The following is an 11,439-nucleotide window of genomic DNA, read 5'->3' as shown; positions in this document are numbered from 1 at the left end:
CCAGCCGCTCCCGGTCGCCATGAATGACGGCGCCCGTCGTCACCATCTCCGTGTAGAGCAGCGCCCGCCGCGTCAGGTGGCGGTGGAACACCCGGCAGTGCCGGTCGCTCCAATCCATCATGGGGGCTACGGAAAAGCGATAATTTAGTGATTTCAATAGATTACCACATTTTCTTGCCGTTGCCTTCCGTTATACTATTTTCGCGAGAATAGTATAGCTGCCGATCCCATGTGATCGCCAAGCCGCCCGTAACCACGGCAATATATGCGATGTTGGACATTGCCCTCACTCCCAATCCATCCACGCCAGCGCGATGTGCCTGCGAGGCATCACTGCGACGCGTTGCCGTCATTGTGGGGCAATGGCTGCCGAAACAGCAGTGTCGATCAGTAGTGAATCGGATTTCGACACCCTATCGGCAACTGAAGAAACCGAACTCTCGCTCGGATCCATCGAGAGCCATTTGAGCTAGCGCGCGTCCAGCAGCGGCTATTTCGGCAAACTCCAGGAATGACCGGCAACGCTCGCGCAGCGCGGTTCCCGACCGCCAGCAACTGCCAGCAATCGCTCTACAATTGGGTCAATCGCTCTGGGGCAGCGGCGAGCCATTTCCCTACCATCACTGCGTCGACGTCAACCACGAAGGGACGCGTGATGATCTGGAAAAACCTCGTCAACCAATCTGCGACCCTTGCATCACGGCCGAAAGTCCTCACCGCCACCTTCATGTGCGCCCTGTCAGCGACGGTACGCTTCGCTTCCACGGCAGATGAAGCAACGAAGATTCCGCCGCAACCGGCGCACGCGCAAAATCCCCTGGCCTCGATCATGACCCGGGACGGCGTTCCGATCTTCTGCATGGGCTGGAGACCGAAGCCCACGCAGCCGCTGGTCTTTCAGCGCCCGCGAGGCTGCCGTGCCTGGCCGCTTTAGCAGGATGTCGGAGATATCGTCATGATCCGGGTCCCAACCGGTGGCGCCACGCCCGCGTCCATCGTCGACACGCTGAAAGCGATGGCCGGCGCCTCTCCAAAGGCACGTGCCAGATTCGCCAAAGGCCGCTGCGTCCGGGGCACCTATATTCCGTCGGACCGGGCTGAAGAAATTACGAAGTCCCGGAGCTTCACGGGCGCGTCGCGCGTGGTGGCGCGCTTCGCGGTAGACGGCAATTCGCGCATGCCGGATACGGACAATCCCGTGCTGCGCGGCTTCAGCTTCAGGCTTGGGGATGTCGACCATCGTTCCGACATCCTCACACAGAGCGCTCCCGTTCACTATGCGAGGACACTTGCACAAATGCTGGCGTACCTGAAGGTGCGCGTTCCCACCCCAGACGGACGGCCCGATCCGGATAAATTCGAGGCGTTCTCCACTGCCAATCCCGAGACCCTGCATCAGGCAAGCTACATGGCCGCCCATCCGCTTCCCGCAAGTTTTGCCGACACCACCTACTGGGCCGTCCACTCCTTTCCGGCGACAAACGGGCGTGACGAGACACAGTTCATCAAGTTCAAGATCGTCCCGGTCGGCAACCGGGCTGCGCCGACCGAAGACGTAGCCGAAACAAAGCCTGGAGCCTTCCTGCACGATGATCTGCAAAGCAGGATCGCAGCACGCGATATCCGGTTCAGCCTGATGGCGGTGCTCGGCCGTCCCGGCGACCCGATCCTGGACGTCACGACTCGATGGCCGGATGAGGACCAAAGGGAGACGGTGCGCCTCGGCACGATCGTGATCACCGCAATCGAAGCGAACGAAGTGTGCGACGCATTGGCCTTCGATCCGGCAGCCCTCGCTGAAGGCATCGGTTATCCACCCGATGAGATCTTCGCGGCACGCCGCGCCGCCTACGCGGCGTCGCTGGCGCAACGCCGGTGATCGAATGATCAGCTTTCGCTATCCTCGGTGCCCTGCACTTCACGGCGCCATGCCGCTGGACTGGCGCCGACCTGGGCCGAAAACACTTTTGTAAGGTGGCTTTGATTGGCGAACCCAGCCGAAATCGCAATTTCGGACAGCGACAGATCTCGCGCGGTCATCAACTGCTTGGCCGCTTCGACACGCCGGCGAAGCAGCCATTGGTGCGGCGGCAGGCCGGTCGAAATTCGAAACGCGCGCGAGAAATGACTGACCGAGAGGCCAAACTCGGCAGCGATCAGTTGCAATGGAAGCATCCCGCCGAGGTCCGAGTCGAGCCTTTCGCAGGCGCGCTGTACCTGCCAAGGAGCAAGACCGCTCCGGGGCACCCGAGCGCGCCATCGCAACCCGCCAAAGGCCTGCGCAGCGTGTGTGGTAAAAGCGAGCATAATGTAGTCTATGAAGAGCTGGTTGGTCTCAGTTGGCCGGCGCAACGCTTGCAGTAGCGTCCCGCCAATATGACGCATGACTTGGTCGTCGTGGCCGACGCCGAGCTGAGAAGGCAGATCACCCACGCGCGGTGCGCCGGACTGTTCAGCGATACCGTCGAGCGCAAAGCGCGGAAGATAAAAATGGAGCGAGTGGAACGGTTTGTTGATGATGAAACGCGGATCCTTCTTCATGTCGTACAGATAGGTCGCGCCCGCACGAATATCGGCCTTGACGGCGTTGCCATGCTCCCAAATCTCGCAGTTCGGGTAGTCGTTGAGCTTTAGGCTTACAACATACGCATCCTGAAGACCCATCTCGCCGGAGGGGCGTGGCACGGGCGCATCAACACGAGTCTCAGTGACGGCGATCTCGGCGTTGCGCAGCGAACGCGTGATCAACGAAACCGGTTCTTGCTCCAGGTGCAAGAACCGCTTCACGGTCTGACCGTAGAAACCTGACGATTTCATATGCACCGCCTCCTTGAGTGGAGTTGCACGGAACACCTGATCGGGATCGACCAAAGGTCATGACCATTGCGATGAGTACGAAACAGCCGTCTGGGGCTGTCCGTGATCACATATCATCTTCGGAGCCGCCAGCGGCCTCGCGACGCCATGCCGCCGGACTGATGCCGACCTGCACCGAAAACACTTTCGTAAAGTGACTTTGATTAGCGAACCCGGCTGAGATCGCAATTTCGGACAGCGACAGGTCTCGTGCGGTCATCAACTGCTTGGCCGCGTTCACCCGCTGACGCAGCAGCCATTGGTGCGGCGGCAGGCCGGTCGAGATTCGGAACGCGCGCGAGAAATGACTGACCGAGAGTCCGAACTCGGCCGCGATCAATTGCAATGATAGCCTCCCACCAAGGTCTGAGTCGAGCCGTTCGCAGGCTCGCTTTACCTGCCACGGGGCAAGACCCCCGCGAGCGGGTCCGGCAGTGCTTTGCAGCCCGCCATAGGCCTGCGCGATGTGCGCGGTGAACGCCAGCATCATGTGATCGATGAAAAGCTGGTTGGCCTCTGCCGGCCGACTCAGTGCTTCCAACAGCACTGCCCCAATATGACGCATGACCTGGTCGTCATGGCCGAAGCCAAACTGACAGGCGAGGTCACCGCGCGGGACACGGGATTCTCTGGCGATGCCGTCGAGCGCTGAACGCGGAAGATAGAAGTGCAGGGAATGAAACGGCTTGTCGATGATATAGCCCGGATCGCTCCGGAGATCGTACAGATACGTGGTACCGGCTTTGACATCCGTCTTCATGACGCACTTGCCATGATCCCAGAGTTCGCAGTCCGGATAATCCTGAAGCTTCAGACTGACGAAATAGGCCTCATCCGCCGCTGAACCGGAACGGCCTGGCACGGGATTATCATTCCGGGTTTCGGTGGCCGCGAGTTCGATGCCGCGCAGCGAACGCGTGATCAGCGAGGGCGGCGTATCCGTCAGGTGTAACTGCTGTCTGACCCTCTGTCCGAAGGTGCTCGCCTGTGCCATTTCGACCGGCCCGTCCGAAGTTGACCAGGCAGCTCGTCTCACCGCCACCCGTCATGTCGGCACGCATTATCCGGTATCGGAGTGCGGAGGTCTAGGTCGCGGTGAACGTCGACCGTGATTGTGATCGTCGGCCGCCTTAATTGTCACAAAGTAATTTTTCGAAGTGATTTCAATACCCATCGCGTTCGATGGCAACCTTGCCATTGGCGTCAATCGGAACTCCAGCCGATCACGAAATGCGGCGCGGAGCGCTTTGAGCAGAATCAGACAAATCGCGGCCGCTTTGGGAAAGACCCCGTAATACCACGCGCCTAGATCGCGCAGCGAGAGTTCGCGGCGCCTCGCGGATCAATTCGGGCATACGGAAGCAATGGCTTCACACCGGCCCGCAAGTCGCCCCAGGCGACGCCAGCGCAAGTCCCCCTCCGAAGGGAGCACCCCAATGAGCGAGCCGATCTCGCACGATTCCGCGCATGAGAATCCTTCGGCCGCGTCCGGCGAGCGTCAGGGCCGATCGACGAGCGCCGAACAGCGTTCCGCCGACGCGGAGATGGCGCGCGTCCTCCACACCGAACCGATCCGCATGGCGTTGGACCCCTCTGGAGCCGCAATTGCGCACTGGAAGCATGATCCGTTGCACGATGTCGTCGAGCCCATGAGCGACCACGTCATCATGGCTTACAATGGCAGGGTGCAGCACGTGGAGCGGCGCTCGGGAAAATCGCTTTCGAAGGGAACGTTCCGTCCCGGAGCCGTGATCATCATTCCGGAAGGATCGAGTTCGCGGTGGGATATTCCGAAACCCGTGGATGTCGTTCAGCTCTACCTCCCGACCACAACGCTCGCGCGCGTGGCCCGCGAAGCCGACGCGACCACTGTGGTCGATCTCCGGGAGCGAACCGGGCATCCCGACCCCGTTACATCCCGACTACTCCTGAGTGCGGCCGACGGGCTGGAGGGCAACTCCGCTCTCGATACGCTGTTCAGGCATCAGCTCATCGACCTGCTCGCGACGCGCCTGCTGGCCGCGCACACCGCTTCGCCCACCGCGTTCCAGCCGATCATCGGCGGGCTTTCGCCGAATGTCCTGCTTCGCGCCATCGAACGCTTGCGTTCGGATAGCGACGCCGACGTCTCGCTTGCAGCTCTCGCTTCGGATGCCGGCCTGTCGCGCTCGCACTTCTGTCGCGCCTTCAAGGAAAGTACCGGGCTCTCTCCTCACGCATGGCTGCGGCAATATCGCCTCGAGCAAGCCATGAACATGCTGCGCGACACCGACACATCCATCGTGTCGGTGGCGGCCGAGCTTGGCTATGCCTCGCAGACGGCATTCGCGGCCGCCTTCAGGCGGTTGACCGGAGAAACTCCGACCGATTGGCGACGAGGCGCGCGGTAGCAACGCAAGGATAGTTTCATGAAGAAACCGATCGTGAACGATCCCCTGGAGGCTCTGCTTGGCGCAGCCGGTGCGCACCAGGACGGTTGGCCGGCCGCCCAGCGGCGCGCTGCCGAAGTCGAGATGGCGCGTGTGCTCAAGACGGCGCCGGTACAGATGGCTTCAGACCCTGCCAACGGCGCCATCGCGCATTGGAAGCACGGGGCGTTGCACGACGTGGTCGAGCCCATGGCCGACCATGTCATCATGGCTTACCCCACGGGCGTTCAGCGTCTGGAGCGGCGCAGCGGGAAATCGCTGGCAACTGGAACGGCGCGTCCCGGAGTCGTGACGATCATTCCGGCGGGTTCAAGCTCGAAATGGGATATTCCCGGCCCCGTCGATGTCATCCAGCTCTATCTTCCGCGCACCACGCTCGAACGCGTAGCCCGCGAAGCCGACGCATCTGCTCCCGGCGAACTGCTGGAACGGACGGGGCATCCCGACGCCATCACATCCAGCTTGCTGATGAGCGCGGCGGATGTACTCGACGGCAATTCGTCCCTTGATGCCCTGTTCAGGCAGCAGCTGACGGATCTGCTGGCCACGCGTCTGCTGGCTGCGCATACCGGCACAGCCGTCACGTTCGAGCCGGCCGTGGGTGGGCTGTCGCCCCATGCGCTCCGCCGAACGATCGAACGCCTGCGCTCGGGCAACGATGCTGACGTTTCGCTGGCGGCGCTCGCATCGGATGCCGGCCTGTCGCGCTTCCACTTCTGTCGCGCCTTCAAGGATAGCACCGGGCTTTCACCGCACGCCTGGCTGCGCCAGCAGCGACTCGAGCGGGCCATGAACATGCTGCGCGATACCGACGCATCGATCGAGCTGGTGGCCGCAGAGCTCGGTTATGCTTCGCAAACTGCTTTCACGGCAGCGTTCAAGAAGCTGACGGGTAATACCCCGAGCGATTGGCGCCGGCGCATCCGGTAACAGCAATCTCTCTGCAACCGCGTCAATCGCGCTGGCGCGGTCACAACTCCGATCCCGTAGATTTGCGGTATCGAACATCGACAACGGACGGAGACGAACAATGGCCTGGAAGCACTGTGTCGCCCTCCTTGCAATCGTACCGCGACGGAAGGTCGTTGCGACCGCGCTGGTGTACGGACTGTCACTCAGCGTGCGCTTCACTTCAGCTACGGGCGAGGAAGTTGAAATTCCGACACTGCCCGCAACGTCGATCGTAACCAGAGATGGCGCCCCTGTTTTGCGCGACGGCTGGCCGTTGAGGGCCAGCGAACCGATCACCCTTCAGCTCGCCCGGGCGTCGCGCGGCTGTCAGGCTTCCTGCGAACGTCCAACGATACTAGCGCCGGACTGCAGCGCTCCGTAAGCGCCCGACAATTTTCGTTTCACGTATTCGCGTCGTCACCGATCGCTACGAGCCATCCCCGGATGCGGGAGCGGCAACGGTGACGCGCGCGTAGGTTCGAGAAGTCAAACCAGAGGAGTAACGACATGCGACTTGTCATCATTGGCGCCGGCTTCGCCGGCATGTACGCCGCACTTTCCGCCGCCCGCCTGCGCGACATCCAGGGCGTTTCGCCCGAACAGCTCGAGATCGCGCTGGTTTCGCCCGAGCCGACGCTCGTGGTCCGCCCGCGGCTCTACGAATCGAAGCCCGAGACCTTGACCGCGCCGCTGCTGGGTGTGCTCAAGGCCATCGACGTCGTCTATGTGCAAGGCAGCGCAGAGACGATCGACACCCAGTCGCGCGTGGTGGGAATCGTCGCCGCCGAGGGTGTGAAGAAGAGCCTGTCCTATGACCGGCTGGTGGTGGCGACCGGCAGTCGGCTGGCGCGTCCTGATATTCCGGGCCTTGCCGAACATGGTTTCAGCGTCGACCAGCTCGACGACGCGATTGCCCTCGACCGGCATCTGCATGGCCTGGCTGACCGGCCGGCATTGAACGGGCGCGACACCGTCGTCGTGGCCGGCGGCGGGTTCACCGGCATCGAGGCGGCAACCGAGTTGCCGACGCGGCTTCGCGCTATTTTCGGCAAGGGCGTCAAGCCGCGCGTCATCATCGTCGACCGAAACAGCGCTATCGCTCCCGCCATGGGTGAACGCCCCCGCCCCGTCATTGAGGACGCCCTGCACAAGCGCGGCGTGGAGACCCGGCTCGGCGTCGGTGTCGCCTCGCTCGATAAATCGGGCGTTACGCTGACCTCAGGCGAACACATCGAGACCGAGACCGTGATCTGGGCGGCCGGCATTCGCGCAGCTCCGTTGACCGCACAAGTCCCCGCCGAGCGCGACAATTCCGGCCGGCTGCTGGTCGACCGTGATTTGCGCGTGTCGTCGGTACCCGGCGTCTTTGCCACCGGCGATGCCGCCCGCGCCGCCTGCGACGATGACGGTAATTTCGCGCTGATGTCGTGCCAGCACGCCACGCGAATGGGCGCCTTTGCCGGCCACAACGCCGCCGCAGAACTGCTCGGCGTTCCGACCAAACGCTACCACCAGGAGAAATACGTTACCTGCCTCGACCTCGGCGAAGCCGACGCGGTGTTCACCCGCGGCTGGGAGCGCGAGGTGACGATGGTCGGCGATACCGCCAAGAAAACCAAGCAGGAGATCAACACCGTCTGGATCTATCCGCCGAAGGCCGAACGCGCCGCCGCCCTCGCCTCGGCCGATCCGGAGCGTGTGGGCGATGTAAGCGGCTTCTTCTAGCCCGCGACGTGAAGCAGGCCGCGCTCCGCGCTGGCTGCGCGGCCTGCCCAAACAAGACCTGCCAGCACCCAGCCACTTAACAGGAGAGAAACATGAACCTGCACGATCCCTCATACACCGGCAACAAGGTGCCCGATGAATTGGTCCCGTCGCGCTACGCGCTGCGGATCGGCGAGATTGACGTGATGGTGGTCAGCGACGGCGTGCTGACGCTGCCGGGCGCGATGTTGGCCCACAACGCTGCGCCGGCCGTCCGCGAGGCCTGGCTGAAAGAAAATTTTCTGCCACCGGACGCTTTCGATTGGGCACTCAACGTGGTCGTGGTGCGGAGCGGCGGCCGGACCATCCTCATCGACGCCGGCATGGGGGCGGAATTTCCGCTGCCCCGGGCCGGGCAATTGATCCATCGGCTGGAGGCCGCCGGTATCGATCTCGCCTCCGTGACCGACGTAGTGCTCACCCACATGCACATGGACCATGTCGGCGGGCTGCTTGTCGACGGCGTGAAGCAGCAACTGCGTCCGGACCTGCAGATCCACGTCGCGGCCGCCGAGGTCAAGTTCTGGGAGTCGCCCGATTTCTCCCACGTCTCGATGCCGGACGGCTTCCCGGATGCGCTTCGCGCCACGGCCAAACGGTTCACGAAAGAATACCGCAGCCAGCTTCGGCTCTTCGAGGATGAGCACGAAGTGGCGCCGGGCGTGGTCATCCACCGCACCGGCGGTCACACCCCCGGGCACAGCATCGTTCGCCTGACGTCCGGCGGCGACCGGCTGACATTCGCCGGCGACCTCGTGTTCGCGGTCGGGTTCGAACACCCCGACTGGCACAACGGCTTCGAACACTACCCCGAGGAAGCCGCCCGTGCGCGTACCAGCCTTTTGCGAGAGCTGGCGGAGACCGGCGGACTGCTGGTCGCCACGCACATGCCGTTCCCGTCCGTCGGCCATGTGGCCACAGCGGGCGATGCGTTTCGTTGGGTGCCGGCCTTCTGGGATTACTGATCGCTTGTCGGGTTAGTGCCGGCAAGCGCGCAGCAAGCGCTCATCCGATACGGGCCGCGTCTTCCGCGCCAGAGCGCGGCCCGCTCAACATCGATCAACCTGGAGCTCGACCGCGATGAAACATGAGACCGTGCGAACGAAGGCCTTCGCCATGCCGCTGACGAACCCGGCTTTTCCACCCGGCCCCTACCGCTTCGTCAACCGCGAGTACTTCATCATCCAGTATCAGACCGATCCCGAGGCGCTGCGCCGGATCGTGCCCGAGCCGCTCGAACTTACCGAGCCGGTGGTGAATTACGAATTCATCCGCATGCCCGACTCGACCGGCTTCGGCGACTACACCGAAAGCGGTCAGGTCATCCCGGTGTCCTACCGGGGTGAGACCGGCAGCTTCACCCATCAGATGTTTCTCAACGATCATCCGCCGATCGCCGGCGGACGCGAATTGTGGGGCTTTCCCAAGAAGCTGGCGCAACCAAAGCTCGCGGTCGAGATCGACACGCTGGTCGGCACCTTGAACTATGGCTCGGTGCGGATCGCGACCGGCACCATGGGCTACAAACACCGCGCGCTCGACACCGCGATCGAAGCCGGCAAGCTCGCCGCACCCAATTTCCTGCTCAAGATCATCCCGCATGTCGAGGGCACCCCGCGCATCTGCGAGCTGGTCCGCTACCACCTCGAAGACATCACGGTAAAGGGCGCATGGACCGGACCCGCGGCACTGGACCTGTATTCGCATGCCTTGGCTCCCGTCGCCGAGTTGCCGGTTCTCCAGGTGCTGTCGGCCAAGCACATCGTTGCCGACCTGACGCTTGGGCTAGGCACGGTGGTCCACGACTACCTGGCATCTGGCGCTGCCGCACGTCGACGCGGGAGCGGGTCCGAAATCCTGATCGAAGCGAATGCCGGGTGATCGGGTCAACCGCAATGCAGGGAGTATTGGCCATGTTGAACGTGATACGCGAGCAGATCAGTCCGGCGACGCAGCAAACCAGACCGCTGCCCTACGATGTCGTAGCTCTCGTGCTGCAAGGCGGCGGCGCGCTCGGGGCCTACCAGGCCGGAGTCTATGAGGGTCTGCACGAGGCTGGCATCCGGCCGAACTGGCTGGCCGGCATCTCAATCGGCGCCCTCAACGCCGCCGTCATCGCCGGCTCGCCCGAAGGCGAACGGGTGCAGCGGCTGCGCGAATTCTGGGAGACCATCTGCGCCTTCTCGATCGAGTGGCCCGCCGGCGAAGGGCTCGCCAATGCCTTGCCCTTTGCGTTCGACATCAGCTCGGTGCGCAACGCGCTGGCGGCAACGCGGGCGCTGGTGCAAGGCCAGCCCGGCTTCTACAAGCCGCGGTTCCCGTCGCCGCTCTGGTCCCCGTTCTCAGGCGATGCGGCGACTAGCTTCTACGACACCGCACCGTTGCAGCAGACGCTGGAGCGACTGGTCGACTTCGACCGCCTGAACTCGGGTGAAACGCGCGTCAGCGTCGGCGCGGTCAATGTCCGCACCGGCAACCTGACTTATTTCGACACCGCCGAACGCCGGCTGGGAGCGAAGCATTTCATGGCTTCCGGCGCACTTCCTCCGGGATTCCCCGCCGTTGAAATCGACGGCGAGCACTACTGGGACGGTGGCGTCGTTTCCAACACACCCCTCTCCCGCGTGCTGTCCGGCGAGCCGCGCGACACGCTGACATTCCAGATCGATCTCTGGTCGGCGATGGGTCGCGTTCCCCACGACATGATGGAAGTGTCGAGCCGGCAGAAAGACATTCAATATTCCAGCCGGACGCGCGCCATTACCGATCACATGACGCGGATGCAGAAAATGCGTCAGGCGCTGCAACGGACGATGGAGAAATTGCCGGCCAGCGCAAAGGACGATCCGGAAATCCGGGCGATTGCCGATCTGGCCCGTCATCGCTCCTACAACATCATCCACCTGATCTACCAGTCCAAGATCTACGAGGGACATTCCAGGGACTACGAGTTCGGGTTGAGTGCGATGCGCACGCATTGGCAGAGCGGGCTGGATGACATCCGCCGCACGCTGGCCGAGCCGCAACGCCTCGACCGGCCGGCCCACGAACTCGGCATGGTCACCCACGACGTCCATCGCCGCGACTGAGCTTCAACGCCCTCCAGCAGATTTGGGAGAACGCCATGTCCACACTTGCCTATACCGAGGAACAAAAAGCCAAAATCAGCCTTCGCCCCTCACGGCAGGCGATCAAACGTGCCGCCCTGGCGCTGGCGGCGGCGCTCGGGGTCGCAGCCGGAGCCGATTTCGGCCACTGCTACCTCACCACCGGCCGCTATCTGGAAACCACCGACGACGCCTATGTCAAAGCCGACTCGACCATCATCGCGCCGAAGGTCTCCGGCTACATCGCGCAGGTGCTGGTAAGCGATAGCCAGCCGGTGACGGCCGGCCAGTTGCTGGCGAAAATCGACGATCGCGATTTTCGCGCGGCGCTC

12 protein-coding genes are annotated in these 11,439 nt (G+C 63.1%); 9 read left to right on the top strand and 3 right to left on the bottom strand.

Annotated elements, in window-relative coordinates:
- Positions 1 to 121: tRNA-dihydrouridine synthase (locus tag IC66_RS43055; RefSeq protein ID WP_193375295.1), on the bottom strand; the 121-nt coding region annotated here is incomplete at its 3' end.
- A 390-nt stretch (positions 122 to 511) separates the two neighbouring features.
- Between IC66_RS43055 and IC66_RS46010 the strand changes: the two genes are divergently transcribed.
- Entirely contained in the window at positions 512 to 934 is a 423-nt protein-coding gene (locus IC66_RS46010; RefSeq protein WP_028145317.1) for a hypothetical protein, read from the top strand.
- 21 nt (positions 935 to 955) lie between these two features.
- Positions 956 to 1,879, top strand: a complete 924-nt coding sequence (locus IC66_RS0100310; RefSeq protein WP_038946256.1) for a catalase — start codon at positions 956 to 958, stop codon at positions 1,877 to 1,879.
- Positions 1,880 to 1,887: 8 nt separating this feature from the next.
- Here IC66_RS0100310 and IC66_RS0100305 read toward each other — a convergent pair whose 3' ends face one another.
- Together IC66_RS0100305 and IC66_RS0100300 are read right to left on the bottom strand one after the other, a co-directional pair.
- Positions 1,888 to 2,817, bottom strand: a complete 930-nt coding sequence (locus IC66_RS0100305) for a helix-turn-helix domain-containing protein (RefSeq protein WP_028145319.1) — start codon at positions 2,815 to 2,817, stop codon at positions 1,888 to 1,890.
- 106 nt (positions 2,818 to 2,923) lie between these two features.
- The gene (locus tag IC66_RS0100300) at positions 2,924 to 3,850 is read right to left on the bottom strand and encodes a helix-turn-helix domain-containing protein (RefSeq protein WP_028145320.1); all 927 of its coding nucleotides are present in this window, start codon (positions 3,848 to 3,850) and stop codon (positions 2,924 to 2,926) included.
- Between the two features lie 442 nt (positions 3,851 to 4,292).
- Between IC66_RS0100300 and IC66_RS0100295 the strand changes: the two genes are divergently transcribed.
- The 7 genes from IC66_RS0100295 to IC66_RS0100265 all read left to right on the top strand — a co-directional run.
- The gene (locus tag IC66_RS0100295; RefSeq protein WP_028145321.1) at positions 4,293 to 5,246 is read left to right on the top strand and encodes a helix-turn-helix transcriptional regulator; all 954 of its coding nucleotides are present in this window, start codon (positions 4,293 to 4,295) and stop codon (positions 5,244 to 5,246) included.
- A gap of 18 nt (positions 5,247 to 5,264) precedes the next feature.
- Complete coding sequence (locus IC66_RS0100290; protein ID WP_028145322.1) at positions 5,265 to 6,215, top strand: helix-turn-helix domain-containing protein; 951 nt, start codon at positions 5,265 to 5,267, stop codon at positions 6,213 to 6,215.
- A 528-nt stretch (positions 6,216 to 6,743) separates the two neighbouring features.
- Positions 6,744 to 7,961, top strand: coding sequence for an NAD(P)/FAD-dependent oxidoreductase (locus IC66_RS0100285; RefSeq protein ID WP_038946255.1), 1,218 nt, complete (start codon positions 6,744 to 6,746; stop codon positions 7,959 to 7,961).
- Between the two features lie 92 nt (positions 7,962 to 8,053).
- The gene (locus IC66_RS0100280) at positions 8,054 to 8,965 is read left to right on the top strand and encodes an MBL fold metallo-hydrolase (protein WP_038946254.1); all 912 of its coding nucleotides are present in this window, start codon (positions 8,054 to 8,056) and stop codon (positions 8,963 to 8,965) included.
- Between the two features lie 115 nt (positions 8,966 to 9,080).
- Positions 9,081 to 9,881: an acetoacetate decarboxylase gene (locus IC66_RS0100275; RefSeq protein WP_028145325.1), complete on the top strand. Its 801-nt coding sequence runs from the start codon at positions 9,081 to 9,083 to the stop codon at positions 9,879 to 9,881.
- 32 nt (positions 9,882 to 9,913) lie between these two features.
- Positions 9,914 to 11,089, top strand: coding sequence for a DUF3734 domain-containing protein (locus tag IC66_RS0100270; protein ID WP_038946253.1), 1,176 nt, complete (start codon positions 9,914 to 9,916; stop codon positions 11,087 to 11,089).
- Between the two features lie 35 nt (positions 11,090 to 11,124).
- Positions 11,125 to 11,439: biotin/lipoyl-binding protein (locus IC66_RS0100265; RefSeq protein ID WP_038946252.1), on the top strand; the 315-nt coding region annotated here is incomplete at its 3' end.

This window comes from Bradyrhizobium genomosp. III, assembly GCF_000261705.1.
Classification (GTDB): Bacteria; Pseudomonadota; Alphaproteobacteria; order Rhizobiales; family Xanthobacteraceae; genus Bradyrhizobium; species Bradyrhizobium ottawaense.
The sequence above is the reverse complement of the archived record's forward strand: the minus strand, read 5'-3'. Positions and strand labels throughout refer to the sequence as shown.

Excerpts from the sequence above, each read along its gene's own strand:
- IC66_RS0100305 (WP_028145319.1), bottom strand. The coding sequence starts at position 2,817 with ATGAAATCGTCAGGTTTCTACGGTCAGACCGTGAAGCGGTTCTTGCAC.
- IC66_RS46010 (WP_028145317.1), top strand. The coding sequence starts at position 512 with ATGACCGGCAACGCTCGCGCAGCGCGGTTCCCGACCGCCAGCAACTGC.
- IC66_RS0100295 (WP_028145321.1), top strand. The coding sequence starts at position 4,293 with ATGAGCGAGCCGATCTCGCACGATTCCGCGCATGAGAATCCTTCGGCC.
- IC66_RS0100310 (WP_038946256.1), top strand. The coding sequence starts at position 956 with ATGATCCGGGTCCCAACCGGTGGCGCCACGCCCGCGTCCATCGTCGAC.
- IC66_RS0100270 (WP_038946253.1), top strand. The coding sequence starts at position 9,914 with ATGTTGAACGTGATACGCGAGCAGATCAGTCCGGCGACGCAGCAAACC.
- IC66_RS0100290 (WP_028145322.1), top strand. The coding sequence starts at position 5,265 with ATGAAGAAACCGATCGTGAACGATCCCCTGGAGGCTCTGCTTGGCGCA.
- IC66_RS0100280 (WP_038946254.1), top strand. The coding sequence starts at position 8,054 with ATGAACCTGCACGATCCCTCATACACCGGCAACAAGGTGCCCGATGAA.
- IC66_RS0100300 (WP_028145320.1), bottom strand. The coding sequence starts at position 3,850 with ATGGCACAGGCGAGCACCTTCGGACAGAGGGTCAGACAGCAGTTACAC.
- IC66_RS0100275 (WP_028145325.1), top strand. The coding sequence starts at position 9,081 with ATGAAACATGAGACCGTGCGAACGAAGGCCTTCGCCATGCCGCTGACG.
- IC66_RS0100285 (WP_038946255.1), top strand. The coding sequence starts at position 6,744 with ATGCGACTTGTCATCATTGGCGCCGGCTTCGCCGGCATGTACGCCGCA.